Genomic DNA, 16,232 nt, shown 5'->3' with positions numbered 1-16,232 from the left:
AGGGCTGGTGAGTACGGCGGTGCAGTATTCGGTGATCTTTCCCTGACAAGCGAGGGCGCGAACCATGCCTTGCGTACGCCTGCCCCTTGCGATTTGCCTGTGCCTGGCCTTCGCGCAGGCGCAGGCCGGGGTGATCATCAGTGGCACGCGCCAGATCTATGCCGAGCCGCGTCGGGAAATCACCGTACGGGTGAGCAACGATGACCAGCAGGCTGCACGTCTGGTCCAGGTGTGGATGGATGCGGGCAATGCACAACTGACGGCTGAACACAGTGATGTGCCATTTAGCATCAGCCCACCGGTGTTTCGCCTGGACCCGGGCAAGAGCCAGGCCATACGCCTGGCCTACACCCAGGAGCCGTTGCCCGGCGACAAGGAGTCACTGTTCTGGCTCAACGTGCTGGAAGTGCCGCCCCAGACGCGGTCGCCGCCAGCCAGCGCGGATGAAGAGCGCCAGAACCAGTTGCGTTTTGCCTTTCGCATTCGCACCAAGGTGTTTTTCCGGCCCCGGGGCTTGTCAGGCAATTCCCAGGATGCACCCGAGCAACTGACCTGGACCTTGCGTACCGGCAAACAGGCAGCACTTAGGGTGTTCAACCCATCGCCGTTCCATGTGACGTTTCATGAGGTGGCGGTAGTGATGGGCGAGCAGGTGATTGCGACCGACCAGCAAGGCATGGTTGCGCCCTTTGCCAGCCTGGACCTTGCCCTGCCTCCCTTGATGCAGGTGGTGCCCGCCGATGCGCGGGTGCAGTTCCAGTACATCGACGATTTCGGTGGGTTCTCGGCACCCCGCTGGGCACCCCTTTAGCGACTTGAAGTCTGACTTATGTTTTTTTACATGCAACTGTGGAAGGGCAGGCGTGCTGCCCTGTGCCTTCCCGTCATCGTGGTGTTCAGCCAGCTCCTGACGGTTTTTATCGGCCCTGAGGCCCTGGCGTCTTCGGTCACCTTTGACCTGGAAGCGTTTTCCAGTGGTCTGGTACCGGGAGTCGATATTTCCCGCTTCAACCGCCACGACAGCCTGGCGCCTGGCACATATCGCGTTGATGTGCAGCTCAATGGCCTGCCAGTCGGGCGCCATGAGTTGGCGTTTATCGAGCTTCCCGGCCAGGCCGATGTGAGCCCGTGCCTGGACTGGCCGCTGCTGGCTCGGCTGGGTGTCGTGAAAAACAAGGTTGAAACTGACCGGCCCGCAGCCCCCGGCCCGCTGTGTGGGGATCTCTCGCAGTGGATTCCCATGGCCTCCAGCAGCGTCGATCCCGGTGCCCTGCAACTGGCCCTCAGCGTACCCCAGCTCTACCTGGCGCCGACTGCGCGCGATACCGTCGACCCGAGCCAGTGGGACGAGGGCATCGATGCCGGGTTGCTCAGCTACAACTTAAGTGCCGCGACCATGACTGCGGGCAGTGGCGAAGACCGTGCCTACCTGGGCCTGAACAGTGGTATCAACCTGGGCAGTTGGCGCTTGCGGCACCAGGGCGCGCAGGCATGGGATTCGCGTGATGGTGCCCAGCCTTATCAGAATACGGCCATCTACGCGCAACGCAGCCTGGCGGCCTGGCAATCACGCCTGACCGTAGGTGACAGCTTCAGCAGCGGCCAGATCCTGGAAAGTACCCGCATGCGGGGCATCAGCCTGGGCACCGACGAGCAAATGCTGGCGCCTTCACAGCAAGGCTATGCGCCTGTGGTGCGGGGGATTGCGGACAGTAATGCAACCGTTACCGTCAGCCAGAACGGCTATACGCTGTACGAGACCACGGTGGCGCCCGGCCCATTTGTGATCAGTGATTTGTATCCCACAGGTGGTGGGGATCTGAGTGTCAGTGTCAGGGAAGTCGATGGTCGCCAATACAGCTACAGCGTGCCTTTCTCCGTGGCGTCGCAACTGCTGCGCCGCCATGCCAGTCGCTACGACATGACGTTCGGCCAAGTCCGCCAAAAGGGTGTTGAGGGCCAGGCTCCCCTGGCGTTTCAAGGGGCGCTGCAGCATGGCGTGCTGGATGACCTGACGCTGTATGGCGGGAGCAGTTTTGCCCAAGGTTATGCCCAGGGTAAGGCCGGGTTGGCACTCAATACCGCCCTGGGTGCGTTCTCGCTGGACACCACCGGCTCCCGCACGCGGATCCCGGGGCACGCTGTGCTGTCGGGGCGCAATTATGGTGTGGGGTACAACAGGCAACTGGCCCAGACAGGCACCCACCTGGTGTTGGGGGCCTATCGTTTTTCCACGCCGGGCTATCTGAACCTGACGGATGCGGTCAACGTGCGGGAGTTGGGGCGCCAAGGCCTGGACATTGGCACCTATGCCCGACAGAAAAGTCGTATCGACTTGACCGTCAGCCAGCAACTGGGGGCCGGCACGCTGGGCTTCTATGCCAGTTCTACCCAGTACTGGGGCTCACACCAGGGGCGGGAGACCTCTTACAACCTGAGCTATGGCACCACCTGGCGCCGGCTCAACTGGAACCTCAGCGCCCAGCGCTCGCGAGTTGAAGCCCATCATCCGGCCAACCATCTGGAAGAAAGCGAGCAGGTGTTCTTTGCTCGCTCGGACAACGCCGGCCATGTCGACAACCGCCTGATGATGACGTTGTCGCTGCCATTGGGCAGCAGTCTCCGCGCGCCCAGTCTGAGCAGCACCTTGAGCCGCAGTACCGGTGACAGCCGCAGCAGCCAGCAGCAGATCGCTATCAACGGCATGCTGGATGATGACGCGACGCTCAACTATGGCCTCTCTGGCAGCCGCGCGTCAGCCCAGAGCAGTAGTTTCAATGCGCATGCCGGCTACAACGCGAGCACGGCGGCATGGCGGGTGGGTTATGGCCAGAGCCATGACAGCAGCCAGCTTTCGTTGAGTGCCGACGGCGGCCTGGTGGTGCACGACGAGGGTGTGACGTTCACGCACTACCTCGGCGAGGCGGCGGCCCTGGTTCACGTGCCTGATGCCCAGGGGGCACGGTTGAGCAACGGTCACCACCTGCGGGTTGATCGCAACGGCTATGCCGTGGTGCCGTCGCTGCGGGCGTTCCAGGCCAATACCGTGGGCGTCGACCCGGACGGCAGTGCGTATGACGTGGAGCTCCAGGAGACCACACAACAAGTCGTGCCCACCTCGGGGGCTGTCTCGCGCCTGCGCTTCGCCACCGTGGCGGGCCGGGCGGTGGTGGTCAAGGCCCTGCGGGAAAGCGGCAAGCCGTTGCCATTTGCAGCCCAGGTATTTGATGAGCAAGGCAGCGAAGTCGGGGTGATTGGCCAGGCCAGCAAGGCATTTGTCAGGGGCATTGCCGATCAGGGCACGCTCATCGTCAAGTGGAGCGAGACCGCCGCCGACCGTTGCTATATCCACTACCGCTTGCCACCCCAGGCAGCCGGGCGCCAGGCCCGTGCCGAGCTGGTGCAGGGACAATGCGTGAGGGGCAGGGCGGGTCGAGAGGTGACCGTGCGATGAGCTGTAATATGCGCCAGTTGTTTCTAGCCACACTGATGCTCGTTGCGACACTGGCTGCCTGCGATGTGCAGGCCAATGTCAGTTGCTATCCCGAGCCTCCCGTGGCGCTTTCCATCGCGTCCATCAGTGTGCCGGCCAATCCACGGATGGGGCAGGTCTTGGGCAACCCCCAGGGTTATGCGCTCGATGCCCTCAACGCCGTGAGTTGTTCCTATGCCGCGGGCATCGTCTCCGATCACTGGTCGTACCTGGGCGTGGCCAGGAACATGCGGTTTACCGGCAAGTATTTTGGCCACTCCGGGTTGTCGCTGCCGATCTATACGACGGGTATGGTCGGCGTGGGTTTTGGCTTGATGGCACAGGACCGTGAGGGCGGCGAGTGGAAGAGCATTAGCCAGGGCATCACGATCTTGCGTGGCCCCCTTCGGCCCGGCCTCGCAACCTGGGGCGTGCGCGTTCGAGTGGTGTTCTTCGTGACCGGCACGATCAGCGGCGGGGTGCTGTATCCGCAGCCGTTTGCAGAGTTCAGGGTCCATCCGGAGTTCAACTTCCCCCATTTATTCACCTTCGGGTCTATCGTTGTCGGACCCCCCCTCAAACCCACCTGCTCGGTGTCCACACCCTCGGTCCCGATCAATCTGGGTGCTGTGGCCGCTACGCAGTTCAGGGGTGTGGGCAGTGTCGCCGGCAGCGCCAGCCGCGATATCCAGCTGCAGTGCGCGGGTGGGACGGGCGGCAGCCAGGATGTGCTGCTGACGTTGACCGACCAGATTCAACCGGCCAACCGCAGCGATCGCCTGACGTTGACGGGCGATTCGACCGCCACCGGCGTCGCCCTGCAACTGCTCCATGGCAACGCCGTATTGAGTTATGGCGCGGACTCCAATGCGCCGGATAACCCCAATCAATGGCAGGCCGGCAGCACCGGCAATGGCGCCTTCCAGATAACGCTGACGGCGCGTTACCTGCAGACCGAACCGACGGTTCATCCCGGCACGGCCAATGGCCTGGCCACCTTTACCTTGAGCTACCGATGAGCTGGGCCTGGGTACGTCTGGCGCTGGGGGTATTGGGCGGGCTGGTGGTGTGGAGTGCCCGCGCTGAAATCGTGATTGACCGGACCCGCCTGATTTACCCGGCCGCCTCGGGCCAAGTCACGCTCAACCTGACGAATCAGGCGGATAGCCCGAGGCTGGTGCCGGTCTGGATTGACGCGGGTGATCCCCAGGTGCGCCCTGAGTACAGTGACGTCCCCTTTACCGTGACTCCGCCGATCCTGCGCATGGATGCAGGTCAAGGCCAGGCGCTAAGAGTGGTTTATCACGGGGAGCCAGCATCGGCGGATGTGGAGCAAGTCTATTGGCTGAATGTGCTGGGCATCCGGCCGGCGACGGACGCAAGCCATGCGCTGCAGCTCGCGTTTCGCAGCCGGATCAAACTGTTTTTGCGTGCGCCGCGGTTGCCAGGGCAAGCGCAGGAGGCGGCTCAAGACTTGAGATGGCGCTTGCTCAAGGGCAACGCCCTGCAAGTGCACAACCCCAGTGCTTATCACGTGAGCCTGGCCAGCGTTGTGCTGGGTGCCGATGGCCGTCAGTACCGCAATGATGACCCACCGATGCTTGCCCCCCGTTCCACCGCTACCGTCACCCTGCATGGGCCGTCGGGCAGTGGGGCGGGCGGGGCGCTGGTGCAATTCACCACCCTGGACGATCATGGCAACACCCGCACTCATGAAGCGCCGTTCAGCCCCCTGTAGGCGTTGGCTTGTCAGCGAAAGCCCTGCATTGTTCTCTGGATCTTCGCCGGCAAGCCGGCGCCTACACAGCCTTTTGCGATAAAGGGAAGAGTTGCTGCGCCACCTGGATAAAAGCCAGGGTCGCCGGCGAGGACTGGCGTCGGTCCAGCACCGCCAAACCGATCTGCCGCGCGACCTTGGGCGATAACGGCCGCTGTACGTAGCGTGGCTGGCCGTCCTGCGGCAATGAGGCCTGGGCCACCACACTCACGCCCGCACCCCGGCTGACGGTATCCAGGGTGCTGAGCAGTTGCGAGCAGCGATAGCGCACATTGGGCTTGAGCCGGGCACTGTGGAACAGTCGCTCCACCAACTCCGAGGAGCCCGCCTCAGTCAGGACAAACGGGTCGTGACACAAGTCCTTGAGCTTGACGCTGGCTTGATGGGCGAGGGCATGGCCCTCGGGCAGCAGGGCGACCATCTGGTCTTCGAGCAGTGCAACGGTGTCCAGGCGTTCCTGTTCCAGCACCACAAAGCCCACGTCAATGCGCCGCTCTTCGAGCCACTGCAGCACTTGGCGGTCGGGGCCTTCATCCACATGCACCTCGATCCCCGGATGGCCCTGGCGAAAGTGTTCGAGGATCCTGGGCAGCAGGCGAATGGATGCAGTTGGCCCGAAGGAGCCGATGCGCAAGGTACCGCTTTTCATCCCTCGGGCATCGGCCGCTTCCTGTTGCAGCGTAGTGGCCAGCCCCAGCATCGCCCGTGCCCGCAGCAGCAGTTGCTGGCCGATATCACTGAGTTCGACCCGCGACTGTTGGCGGCGGAACAGTTCCACCCCCAGCTCCAGCTCCAAAGACTTGATGGCATGGGACACCGCCGATTGGCTGATGCCCAGGCGATGGGCAGCACTGGTGAACCCCTGGAGTTGTGCCACCAGCGAGAAAATTTCCAATTGCGTGAGGGTCATGAGGTTTTACTCATTTTACGATGACTTGGCATTAGGAAAATAATACGCCAAACAGCCTCCCAAATACTCAGGATCCTTATGCCCGGTTCAACCTTTGTACTTGCGGGTGACCGCCTGACCTACGCCAAGCTCGCGGCCGTAACCATGATCTGGGGTGGCACTTTTGTTGCCGGGCGATTCCTCGCCGCAGATCTGGACCCGCTGCTGACGGCAAGCCTGCGGTTTATCCTGGCGAGCCTGGCGTTGCTGCTGTTCATGGCCTTTGCCCGGATCCCCCTGGCGTGTCCGACGCCTGCGCAAATGGCGCGGTTAGTGCTGCTGGGCTTTTTCGGGATTTTTTTCTACAACCTGTGCTTTTTCTATGGTCTGCATTTTATCAATGCCTCGCGCGCCTCCTTGATTGTGGCCCTCAACCCGGCGGTGATTGGCCTGGCGTCATGCTGGTGGTTCAAGGAGCGCTTGGGGCGCAGCCAAGTGCTGGGTATCGTGCTGTGCCTGGGCGGCGCCGCGTGGGTGATTGTCAGCCGCAACCCATTGCTGTTGCAGGGCAGGGCTGATGCGTGGATTGGCGACCTGTTGATTTTTGGCTGTGTGCTGAGTTGGGGCGTGTATTCCCTGGGCTCACGCACGCTGAACCATAGCCTTGGCCCCTTGCAGACGGTGACCTGGTCGGTGCTGCTGGGCACCTTGATGCTGTGCCTCACCACCCTGGTGAGTGGCCGGTTGACAGTGCAAGCGCTGGATGCCATCCATTGGCCGCATTTGTTGGGCCTGCTTTACCTCGGCGTATTGGGCTCGGCCCTGGCCTACATCGGGTATTACGACGGTATCCGGCGTATCGGTGCGACCCGTGCGGGTGTGTTTATCGCCCTCAACCCGCTGACGGCGGTGGTGTGTGGTGCGTTGCTGCTGGACGAACAGCTCAGCACTGCGATGTTCTTCGGTGGGGCGTTGATCCTGCTGGGCATCTACCTGTGCAATAAACCCCTTGCGCCCGCCAGGGCATAGGGATTTGATAAGGAATACGGACAAAGCTGTTTACGCTGTGTAGAATCGGTTTACGCATACAAGAATAAGCGCCTGACATCCCGCAGGCCTCGTCCGTCAGAGACGCCCGTAAGAGAATGATCCAACCATGAAGCTACTCGGGTTCCAACTCATCTACGGTGACTTCCTCGCCCGCAGCGTGCGGGGCATTTCCTGTGCGCCACCTGCCCACCTCATCCTTGCTGGCAATTAATTAATTTAATTCTAAAAAGATGATGAGGCGCCAAATCATGGCAGATCTATACGAAAACCCAATGGGCCTGATGGGCTTTGAATTCATTGAGTTTGCATCACCGACCCCGGGCACCCTTGAGCCGATCTTCGAGATCATGGGGTTCACCCAGGTGGCGAGCCACCGCTCGAAAAACGTGCACCTGTACCGCCAGGGCGGGATCAACCTGATCCTCAACAACGAACCCAACAGCATCGCTTCGTACTTTGCCGCCGAGCACGGTCCATCGGTGTGTGGCATGGCGTTCCGCGTCAAGGATTCGCAGCAGGCCTACACCCGCGCCCTGGAACTCGGTGCCCAGCCGATCCATATCGAAACCGGCCCGATGGAGCTGAACCTGCCGGCCATCAAGGGCATCGGCGGCGCGCCGCTGTACCTGATCGACCGTTTCGGTGAAGGCAGCTCGATCTACGATATCGACTTCGTGTTTATCGACGGTGTGGACCGCAACCCGGTGGGCGCGGGCCTGAAGGTCATCGACCATTTGACCCATAACGTCTATCGCGGGCGCATGGCCTACTGGGCGAACTTCTACGAGAAGCTGTTCAACTTCCGTGAAGCGCGCTACTTCGACATCAAGGGCGAATACACCGGCCTGACCTCCAAGGCCATGAGCGCCCCGGATGGCATGATCCGCATCCCGTTGAACGAAGAGTCGTCCAAGGGCGCAGGCCAGATCGAAGAGTTCCTGATGCAGTTCAACGGTGAAGGCATCCAGCACGTAGCCTTCCTCACCGAAGACCTGGTCAAGACCTGGGACGCGTTGAAGAAGATCGGCATGCGCTTCATGACGGCGCCGCCAGACACTTACTATGAAATGCTCGAAGGCCGCCTGCCAAACCACGGCGAACCGGTGGACCAATTGCAGGCCCGGGGTATTTTGCTGGACGGTTCGTCCGTCGCCGGCGACAAACGCCTGCTGTTGCAGATCTTCTCGGAAACCCTGATGGGGCCGGTATTCTTCGAGTTCATCCAGCGCAAGGGCGATGACGGCTTCGGCGAAGGCAACTTCAAGGCCCTGTTCGAGTCGATCGAGCGTGACCAGGTCCGTCGTGGCGTGCTGACCACCGACTGACATGGCTTTTTGTAGGAGCGAGCTTGCTCGCTCCTACAGTTATTGGGTCAGGCTCTGCGCTGACGCATCAGGTGCTTGAACCCTTCAAACACCAACACCATCACCGCCAACCAGATCGGGATATAGGTCAGCCATTCCCCCGGCCCGATACTTTCCCCCAGCAGCAGCGCCACCCCCAGCAACAGCACCGGCTCCACATAGCTGAGCAGGCCGAACAGGCTGAACGCCAGCAGCCGGCTGGCGATGATGTAGCACACCAGCGCCGAAGCACTGATCAACCCGAGCATCGGGATCAAGGCGTACAAGCCTTTATGGGCATCCAGCACGGCGAAGCCCTGTTCGCCACTTTGTACAAACCAGAACGCCACCGGCAGCATCAGCGCCATGTCCAGCCATAATCCGCCCAGGTGGTCAGTGGCCAGGCGTTTGCGCAGCACGAAGTAGATGGGGTAGCCGATGATCACCAGCAGCGTCGCCCAGGAGAACCCGCCCACCTGGTACAGCTCGTTAAGCACGCCAATCGCCGCAAACACCACGGCGATCCATTGCAGCCGCGACAGCTGTTCGCCATACACCAGGCGCCCGGTCAGGACCATGGTCAGCGGCAACAGGAAGTAGCCCAGGGACACATCCAGGCTGCGGCCGTTGAGCGGCGCCCACATGAACAGCCACAGCTGCACGCCCAGCAACACCGATGACAGCACAATTGCGCCGATCAGCCGTGGCTCGCCCGCCAGTCGCTGCAGCAGCGCCCAGACCTGGCGCCATTCACTGCTGAGCACCATGAAAACGGTCATGCACGGCACGGTCAGCAGCATGCGCCAGCCGAAAATTTCCAGTCCACTCAACGGCGTGAGCAGCGATGTGAAGTAATACATCACGGCAAACAACACCGAGGCCAATACCGATAAAACAACACCTTTAGACACGCGATCCTCGCGAAACCGATTCAAACGAAAGAGGGGGGAATTTCAGGTGGGAATATATTGCTTTTGAGGTGAGACGTTTGCTCTGTTTTACGGCATCTTATGGGAAATTTTCTCACGCCCAAGGTTCGCCAGCATGCCCGTCAGCCCCCAACCGCCCCTGGATGATTTCGACCGCGCGATTCTCAAGCACCTGCAACGCGACAACACCACCGCGCTACGGGTGATTGGCGAACAGGTCAACCTGTCGACCGCAGCCGTGCAGCGGCGTATCAAGCGCATGGAGCAGGGCGGGGCGATCAGCGCCAATACGGCGGTGGTCAATCAGGACGCGGTAGGCAAGCCGATCACGATCCTGGTGGAGGTGCACGCCGAGCGCACCCATATCGAAGACCTCGACGTGCTCAAGGTGCAGATGTCGATCCCACAAGTGCAGCAGTGCTATTACGTTACCGGCGATGCGGACTTCATGCTGGTGGTCGTGGTGGAAACCATGAAGGCTTACGAAACCCTGGCCCGCACGCTGTTCTACGAGAACCGCAATATCAAATGGTTTCGCAGCATTGTGGTGATGGACCGGGTCAAGGTCAGCCTGGATGTGCCGCTGGGTTGAATGATCTCGCCATTCAAAACCTGTAGGAGCTGGCTTGCCTGCGATAGCCTCAACTCGGTCTAGCAGATACACCGCGTCGACGCTATCGAGCTCCTACAGGGGGTGTTCTCAGGGACGGTGGATACGCCCGGAGACAAAGTGCCCCACATCATTGAACCCTGGCGTCGACGCATGCCCCGGCGTCACCAGCGAATCAATAAACGCTTCATCCTCAGCACTGATCTTCACCTCAAGCGCCCCGGTATAGGCATCCCACTGCGCCTCCGTACGCGGGCCGACAATTGCCGAGCTGACCGCCTGGTTGTTCAACACCCAGGCAATCGCAAACTCGACAATCCCCACGCCACGGCCCTGGGTGTACTGCTGGATCTGCTGGGCAATGCGCAGCGACTCCACGCGCCATTCGGTTTCCAGGATGCGCTTGTCCTGGCGTGCGGCACGGCTACCCGCTTGGGGGGTGATATCCGGCGCGTACTTGCCACTGAGCACGCCACGGGCCAGCGGGCTGTAAGGCACCACGCCCAGGCCATAGGCTGCGGCCGCGGTGATCTGCTCCACCTCGGCCTGGCGGTTGACGATGTTGTACAGCGGCTGGCTGATGATCGGCCGGTCGACCCCCAGGCGTTCGGCCACGCGCACCACTTCGGCAATGCGCCAGCCCCGGTAGTTGGACAGCCCCCAGTAACGGATCTTGCCCTGGCGGATCAGGTCGCCAATCGCCGAAATCGTGACATCCAGCGGCGTATCGTGGTCTTCACGGTGCAGGTAGTAGATGTCCAGATAGTCGGTGTCGAGGCGGGTGAGGCTGGCTTCCAGCGCGTTGAAAATACGCTTGCGGTTCAGGCCGCTGCGGTTGGGCAGGCCGTCCGGTGGGCCGAAGCCGACTTTGGAGGCCACGACCCAGTCGGCGCGATGACGGCCGATGGCTTCGCCGACAATTTCTTCCGAACGCCCGCCGGTGTAGACGTCGGCGGTGTCGATGAAGTTGATGCCCTGGTCCCAGGCTTTGTCGATGATCCGCAGCGAATCTTCGGTGTTGGTCTGTTCGCCAAACATCATCGTACCCAGGGTCAGTGCGCTGACCTTGAGCCCGGACTGGCCCAGTGTGCGGTAAATCATGGAGAACTCCTTAAAAGCGCAGACAGTTGCTATGCAATACCAGAGAGCAAGGCTCTAGAACAAGCCCGACGTCGGTGGTTCGCTGCCCTTGAGCCGATAGGTGCCGACCACTGCGGCCTTCCAGTGCCGTGGATTGTGATTGGCCACGGTGCGCGCATTGCGCCAGTGTCGATCGAGGTTATGGCTGCGTCCGGTAGTGGAAGCGCCGCCCACGTCAAACAGCAGTTCGGCGGCCTTGAGTGCGGACTCGGCGGCGATGTATTGCGCCTGGGCCACGTCGACGGCTGCGCGAGTCACCGCATCGTGATCCAGGTCGTGGGCCCAGGCCACGTCGATGCTGTCAGCGGCACGCAACACCACCGCTTCGGCAGCAAACGCACGGGCCGAGATCTCACCCACGGAAAACGCCACATAGGGATCATCCACCGAGCGGCTGGCGCTGCTGTGCTTGATTGGCCGCGCATGGTCTTTTGCAAAGGCCACCGCATCGTTCAAGGCATTGCGCGCGATGCCGGCCTGCACCGCGCCGAGGAACAGTTGCAGGAACGGCGTGATGATCGAACGCTGGCCTTCCTCCACCACCCGCGTGCGGATTTCCTCGCGGCGCACCAGCACGTTGTTCAGGCGTGTGGTGCCGCTGGCGGTCAGGCGCTGGCCCATGGCGTCGAAGTCATCCACCAGTTCCAGGCCTTCGCGGTCGCGGGGCACCACGAACGATACCGGTTCCTCGTTTTCATCCAGCGCCACCGCGCTGACCCAGTCGGCATATAGCGCGCCAGTGCTGTAGTACTTGCTGCCATTGGCGCGAAAGTGCTCGCCCTCAGGCACAAGCCGCGCACTGACCTGGCCGTTGGCGCCGCCGATTTCCCAGCCTGCGTTGCCGAACACTTCGCCCCGCAGGTAGTGGGCAAACCACAACTGGCGTTCGGCTTCGGACTTTTGCACCAGCAGGCTTTCGACAAAGGCAAAGCTGGGGCGCAGCGACTGGGCGATATTGGAATCTACTGCCGCCAGGTCGATCACGAACTGCACCACCTCGCGCACACTGGACTCGCTGCCGCCGTAGCGCTGGGGAATGCGCAGGGTCAGCAGGCGCGCTGCGGCCAGTTGGCGGATCTGCTCATGGGGCAGTTGCCGGGTGCGCTCGCGTTCGGCGGCCCCCTCGGCGATCTGCGGCAATAACACGGCGGCACGCTGCAACAGCGCTGGCACGGACAAAAAGCTCATGACAATCCTTATATGGCAATGGCGTAGGTAATGAAGTGGTGTTCGGGCACCGGGGCCGGCCGGTCGATCTGCGGGATAGCGTCGAGCAGGGCGCGGGTGTAGGCATGCTGGGGGTGGTCAAATACGTCACGCACAGTGCCGCTTTCCACCACCTCGCCGTCCTTCATCACCAGCACCCGTTCGCTGACCTGGTTGATCACGCCCAGGTCGTGGGAGATGAACAGGCAGGCCAGTTTCAGGCGGGTCTTGAGGTCGGCCAGCAGCGCGAGGATCTGCGCCTGCACCGACACATCCAGGGCCGACACCGGCTCGTCGCACACCAGCACCTGGGGGTTGGGCGCCAGCGCCCGGGCAATGGCGATACGTTGGCGCTGGCCGCCGGAAAGCTCCAGAGGACGGCGACTGAGCACGCTGGCATCCAGGCGCACCAGCTCCAGCAGTTCCAGGGTGCGTGCCGGCCAGTCCTGGCGTGGCAAACCCGCCACTTGCAGCGCCTCGTTGAGCACCCGTGCCACGGTGTAGCGCGGGTCGAACGAGCTTTGCGGGTCCTGGAACACCACCTGGATGCGCTGGCGCAACTGGAGTCGTTGTTGATCGTTGAGCGCGCTCCAGGGCCGCCCGTTAAGCCACACATCGCCGGCGTCCGGGCGCTCCAGCCCCAGCAGCATGCGGGTGAGGGTGGTCTTGCCGCTGCCAGACTCGCCGACAATCCCCAGGGTTTCCCCGGCCCGCAGGCTGAAGCTGGCGTTGTGCACCGCGACATGGGGCTGACCGTCGGGGCCAATAAAGGTTTTTTGCAGGTGACGCGCCTCGATCAATGGCAGGTCGAAGCGCTCGACACGCGCCAGCTTCGGCGCCGCCCGGGCCGGACGCTGGAAATGCACGGCGCGCCCAGCCCGCAGCAGCGATTGGGTGTAAGGGTGCTGTGGATCATGCAGGATCGCCTCCACCGGGCCTTGCTCGACAATCACCCCGTGATGCATCACCGCCACCCGGTCCGCCAGGCGCGACACGACCGCCAGGTCATGGCTGACCACCAGCATCGCCATGGCTTGCGAACGCAAGGACTCCAGCAGCGCCAGGACTTGGGCCTGTACCGTGGCGTCCAGCGCCGTGGTCGGCTCATCGGCAATCAACAGGCGCGGGCCTGCGGCAATCGCCGAGGCGATCAGGGCCCGTTGGCGCAGCCCGCCCGAGAGTTGATGGGGGTACTGCAACGCGCGTAGTTCCGGTTGTGGGACACCCACCGAACGTAGCAACTCGATGACCCGTGCCTGGCGCGCATCGCGATCCAGTTGCGTGTGCAAGCGCAACGGTTCGGCAATTTCCTTGCCCACCGGGCGCAGGGGGTCGAGGGAGCCGAGGGCGTCCTGCATCACAAAGCCGATCTGCGCACCGCGCAGGGCTTGCCAGGCACGGTCATCCAACTGGCGCAGGTCAGTGCCGGCAAACGCCAGGCGCTCGGCCTGTACCTTTGATCCGGCGCCGCTCAGGCCGCTGAGGGTGCGTGAGGTCACCGTCTTGCCCGAGCCAGACTCACCCACCAACGCCAGGCATTCACCGGCGGCCAGGCTGAACGATATGCCCTTGATAATCGGTGTGTGGCCAAACTGCACCCGCAGGTCTTGCACATCCACTAACGTACTCATCGGGATTTACCCTCGCTGCGTGCCAGCCAGTCACGGCCAATGGCGGTGATCGACACCACCGTCAGGATGATTGCCACGCTCGGCCAGGCCACCAGCCACCAGGCGTTGGCCAGGTAGTTGCGGCCCATGGCGAGCATCGAGCCCCATTCCGGCGCGGGCGGCGAAGCGCCAAAGCCGAGGAAGCTCAAGGCCGCGCCGGTGATGATGTTGTGACCGATACCGATGGTGGCGAGGATCAGGATCGGCTTGACCGCATTGGGCAGCACATGCCGCAATACCACGGCTGCACGATGCCGGCCGAGGGTGGTGGCGGCTTCGACGTAGGGGGCGTCACGCACCACCAGGGTCTGCGCACGCACCATCCGCGCAAAGCGCGGGATGCTCGCCACGCCCACCGCGATCAGCGTGATCCACAGGCCCTGGCCCCAGAACGTGATGATCACCAGGGCCAGCAGCAAGTCGGGAAACGCCAGCAATACATCGATCAAGCGCATGATCGCGCCATCCACCAAGCGCGGGCCAAGGCCTGCCGCCAAGCCGAGGATGATCCCGGCGCCCAGGCCGATGGCCGTGGACACCAGGCCCATCAACAGTGAAGGGCGCACCCCGTGGATCAGGCGGGCGAGTACATCGCGACCGTTTTCATCGGTGCCCAGCCAGTGGCTGCTGCTGGGCGGCAGGTAGGCGTTGCGGGCGGCGGCGGCCAGTGGGTCGATACCGGTCAGCCAGTGCGGCACGAGCGCCGCGATCGACAAGCCGATCACAAACAGCCAGGCCAGTGACAGGCCGGGACGAAAGGTGTTCGGCAAGGCCAGGGTAAAGCGCCAGGGAATTGCATAGGTGCTCATGCCAGGCTCCTCGCATACTGACTCTGCGGATACGGCAACCCCAGGTGCTCACGCAACGTGCTACCGCTGTACTCATGGCGGAACACCCCGCGCTTGCGCAGCAGCGGCACCACCTCATCGACAAACACCTCGACCCCTGAAGGAAACATGTCCGGCATGATGTTGAAGCCATCGGCCGCGCCCGCAAGGAACCAGTGCTCCAGGCTGTCAGCCACTTGTTCCGGGGTGCCCACCAGCAACCGATGGCCGACCAGGATGCGCCGTGACAGTTCGCGCACCGTCAAGCCTTCGCGGCGGGCCAGGTTGAGCTGGGCTTCGAGAAACCCTTGGGAGCCTTTCTCATAAGTGCCCACTTCACCGATCCGCGCCCACGGCAGCGGCGCATCCAGCGCCAGCTCCTCGGCCGGGATGCCGATCCGCGCGGCCACTTGCTGGATCAGGCCATGTTCGCCGTGGTAGGCATTGAGTTGATCAAAGCGCGCATGGGCTTCGGCCTCGCTGCTGCCGATCACCGTGGACAGGCCCGGCATGATTTTCAGGTGCTCGGGGTTGCGCCCCCATTGCCGAGCGCGTTGCTTCATGTCGCGGTAGAAGTGCTGGCCATCTTCCAGGCTGGTCTGGGTGGTGAAAATCGCATCGGCATACCGCGAGCCCAGGGCCTTGCCGCCCTCCGACGAGCCGGCCTGCACCAGCACCGGGCGACCCTGGGGCGAGCGGGGCAGGTTTAGCGGGCCCTTGATGGAAAAGTGCTGGCCGACAAAGTCCTGGGTATGGATCTTGCCAGGGTGTGCGTAGTGCCCGTTGCTGGCATCGCCGATGATCGCGTCGTCTTCCCAGCTATCCCAGAGCTTGAAGGCGATATCGATAAACTCTTCGGCGCGGGCATAGCGCTCCCCGTGTTGCAACTGGTTGGCCAGGCCGAAATTCTGCGCGGCGGCGTCGGTGGCGTTGGTCACCACATTCCAGGCCGCGCGGCCCGCGCTGATGTGGTCCAGGGAGGCAAAGCGCCGGGCCAGGTTGTAGGGGTCGTTATAGGTGCTGGAGGCGGTGGCGATCACGCCGATGTGTTGCGTGGCGAGGGCCACGGCAGTCAACAGGATGGTTGGCTCCAGGCGGCCCACCGGCTGCGTGGCCACATCACCCGCCAGGGCTGGGCCGTCGGCGAGGAAGATCGCGTCGAGGGTGCCGCGCTCGGAAATGCGCGCGATATTGCGGTAGTACTCCACATCCAGATAGGCATCCGCCGGCACTTCGCCGACCCGCCAGGCCGCCGCGTGCGCGCCGAAACCGAGGATGTTCATGCCAATGCTCATTTGCGCTTTCATGCAAGTTCCTTG

At 62.7% G+C, this 16,232-nt stretch carries 14 protein-coding genes; 7 read left to right on the top strand and 7 right to left on the bottom strand.

Features of this window, described 5'->3' with window-relative positions; genetic code table 11:
* The first annotated feature begins 64 nt into the window (after positions 1–64).
* Genes BFQ03_RS12590 through BFQ03_RS12575 form a run of 4 tightly spaced genes read left to right on the top strand, consistent with a single transcriptional unit; the run spans position 65 to position 5,210 of the window.
* Positions 65–811 carry a fimbrial biogenesis chaperone gene (locus BFQ03_RS12590; protein WP_065943263.1) on the top strand — a complete coding sequence of 249 codons (747 nt, stop codon included), beginning with the start codon at positions 65–67 and terminating at the stop codon, positions 809–811.
* Between the two features lie 30 nt (positions 812–841).
* Entirely contained in the window at positions 842–3,454 is a 2,613-nt protein-coding gene (locus tag BFQ03_RS12585; protein ID WP_239695242.1) for a fimbria/pilus outer membrane usher protein, read from the top strand.
* A gap of 8 nt (positions 3,455–3,462) precedes the next feature.
* Entirely contained in the window at positions 3,463–4,491 is a 1,029-nt protein-coding gene (locus BFQ03_RS12580) for a fimbrial protein (protein WP_065943261.1), read from the top strand.
* Positions 4,488–5,210, top strand: a complete 723-nt coding sequence (locus BFQ03_RS12575) for a fimbrial biogenesis chaperone (RefSeq protein ID WP_065943260.1) — start codon at positions 4,488–4,490, stop codon at positions 5,208–5,210. The genes BFQ03_RS12580 and BFQ03_RS12575 overlap by 4 nt, the downstream gene beginning before the upstream one ends.
* Positions 5,211–5,271: 61 nt before the next feature.
* On the opposite strand, the gene BFQ03_RS12570 is transcribed toward BFQ03_RS12575, so the two are convergent.
* The gene (locus BFQ03_RS12570) at positions 5,272–6,159 is read right to left on the bottom strand and encodes a LysR family transcriptional regulator (protein ID WP_065943259.1); all 888 of its coding nucleotides are present in this window, start codon (positions 6,157–6,159) and stop codon (positions 5,272–5,274) included.
* Between the two features lie 78 nt (positions 6,160–6,237).
* Here BFQ03_RS12570 and BFQ03_RS12565 point away from each other — a divergent pair, with 78 nt between their 5' ends.
* Positions 6,238–7,167: a DMT family transporter gene (locus BFQ03_RS12565; RefSeq protein ID WP_032860589.1), complete on the top strand. Its 930-nt coding sequence runs from the start codon at positions 6,238–6,240 to the stop codon at positions 7,165–7,167.
* Positions 7,168–7,436: 269 nt separating this feature from the next.
* The gene (gene hppD / locus BFQ03_RS12560) at positions 7,437–8,513 is read left to right on the top strand and encodes a 4-hydroxyphenylpyruvate dioxygenase (RefSeq protein WP_032860588.1); all 1,077 of its coding nucleotides are present in this window, start codon (positions 7,437–7,439) and stop codon (positions 8,511–8,513) included.
* A 47-nt stretch (positions 8,514–8,560) separates the two neighbouring features.
* On the opposite strand, the gene rarD is transcribed toward hppD, so the two are convergent.
* Complete coding sequence (gene rarD / locus BFQ03_RS12555; protein ID WP_032860587.1) at positions 8,561–9,442, bottom strand: EamA family transporter RarD; 882 nt, start codon at positions 9,440–9,442, stop codon at positions 8,561–8,563.
* A 133-nt stretch (positions 9,443–9,575) separates the two neighbouring features.
* Between rarD and BFQ03_RS12550 the strand changes: the two genes are divergently transcribed.
* The gene (locus BFQ03_RS12550) at positions 9,576–10,052 is read left to right on the top strand and encodes an Lrp/AsnC family transcriptional regulator (protein ID WP_032860586.1); all 477 of its coding nucleotides are present in this window, start codon (positions 9,576–9,578) and stop codon (positions 10,050–10,052) included.
* A 108-nt stretch (positions 10,053–10,160) separates the two neighbouring features.
* Here BFQ03_RS12550 and BFQ03_RS12545 read toward each other — a convergent pair whose 3' ends face one another.
* The 5 genes from BFQ03_RS12545 to BFQ03_RS12525 are packed head-to-tail and all read right to left on the bottom strand — an operon-like array spanning position 10,161 to position 16,220.
* Positions 10,161–11,171 (bottom strand): aldo/keto reductase, encoded by a 1,011-nt coding sequence (locus BFQ03_RS12545; protein ID WP_032860584.1) that lies wholly within the window; start codon positions 11,169–11,171, stop codon positions 10,161–10,163.
* A 54-nt stretch (positions 11,172–11,225) separates the two neighbouring features.
* Positions 11,226–12,398 carry an acyl-CoA dehydrogenase family protein gene (locus tag BFQ03_RS12540; protein WP_065943258.1) on the bottom strand — a complete coding sequence of 391 codons (1,173 nt, stop codon included), beginning with the start codon at positions 12,396–12,398 and terminating at the stop codon, positions 11,226–11,228.
* A gap of 8 nt (positions 12,399–12,406) precedes the next feature.
* Positions 12,407–14,047 (bottom strand): dipeptide ABC transporter ATP-binding protein, encoded by a 1,641-nt coding sequence (locus BFQ03_RS12535; protein ID WP_065943257.1) that lies wholly within the window; start codon positions 14,045–14,047, stop codon positions 12,407–12,409.
* A complete protein-coding gene (locus tag BFQ03_RS12530) occupies positions 14,044–14,895 on the bottom strand; it encodes an ABC transporter permease (RefSeq protein ID WP_065943256.1) in 852 nt (283 codons plus the stop codon). The genes BFQ03_RS12535 and BFQ03_RS12530 overlap by 4 nt, the downstream gene beginning before the upstream one ends.
* Positions 14,892–16,220 carry an LLM class flavin-dependent oxidoreductase gene (locus BFQ03_RS12525; RefSeq protein ID WP_032860580.1) on the bottom strand — a complete coding sequence of 443 codons (1,329 nt, stop codon included), beginning with the start codon at positions 16,218–16,220 and terminating at the stop codon, positions 14,892–14,894. Before BFQ03_RS12525 ends, BFQ03_RS12530 begins: the two co-directional genes overlap by 4 nt.
* Positions 16,221–16,232: the final 12 nt, after the last annotated feature.

This window comes from Pseudomonas sp. 25 R 14 (genome assembly GCF_900004755.1).
GTDB lineage: Bacteria > Pseudomonadota > Gammaproteobacteria > Pseudomonadales > Pseudomonadaceae > Aquipseudomonas > Aquipseudomonas brenneri.
This window is presented reverse-complemented; position numbering and strand designations above follow the sequence as displayed.

What these genes read in the sequence shown, in the direction of transcription:
- BFQ03_RS12590 (WP_065943263.1), top strand. Translation starts at nt 65, where the DNA reads ATGCCTTGCGTACGCCTGCCCCTTGCGATTTGCCTGTGCCTGGCCTTC.
- BFQ03_RS12585 (WP_239695242.1), top strand. Translation starts at nt 842, where the DNA reads ATGCAACTGTGGAAGGGCAGGCGTGCTGCCCTGTGCCTTCCCGTCATC.
- BFQ03_RS12580 (WP_065943261.1), top strand. Translation starts at nt 3,463, where the DNA reads ATGCGCCAGTTGTTTCTAGCCACACTGATGCTCGTTGCGACACTGGCT.
- BFQ03_RS12575 (WP_065943260.1), top strand. Translation starts at nt 4,488, where the DNA reads ATGAGCTGGGCCTGGGTACGTCTGGCGCTGGGGGTATTGGGCGGGCTG.
- BFQ03_RS12570 (WP_065943259.1), bottom strand. Translation starts at nt 6,159, where the DNA reads ATGACCCTCACGCAATTGGAAATTTTCTCGCTGGTGGCACAACTCCAG.
- BFQ03_RS12565 (WP_032860589.1), top strand. Translation starts at nt 6,238, where the DNA reads ATGCCCGGTTCAACCTTTGTACTTGCGGGTGACCGCCTGACCTACGCC.
- hppD (WP_032860588.1), top strand. Translation starts at nt 7,437, where the DNA reads ATGGCAGATCTATACGAAAACCCAATGGGCCTGATGGGCTTTGAATTC.
- BFQ03_RS12550 (WP_032860586.1), top strand. Translation starts at nt 9,576, where the DNA reads ATGCCCGTCAGCCCCCAACCGCCCCTGGATGATTTCGACCGCGCGATT.
- BFQ03_RS12545 (WP_032860584.1), bottom strand. Translation starts at nt 11,171, where the DNA reads ATGATTTACCGCACACTGGGCCAGTCCGGGCTCAAGGTCAGCGCACTG.
- BFQ03_RS12540 (WP_065943258.1), bottom strand. Translation starts at nt 12,398, where the DNA reads ATGAGCTTTTTGTCCGTGCCAGCGCTGTTGCAGCGTGCCGCCGTGTTA.
- BFQ03_RS12535 (WP_065943257.1), bottom strand. Translation starts at nt 14,047, where the DNA reads ATGAGTACGTTAGTGGATGTGCAAGACCTGCGGGTGCAGTTTGGCCAC.
- BFQ03_RS12530 (WP_065943256.1), bottom strand. Translation starts at nt 14,895, where the DNA reads ATGAGCACCTATGCAATTCCCTGGCGCTTTACCCTGGCCTTGCCGAAC.
- BFQ03_RS12525 (WP_032860580.1), bottom strand. Translation starts at nt 16,220, where the DNA reads ATGAAAGCGCAAATGAGCATTGGCATGAACATCCTCGGTTTCGGCGCG.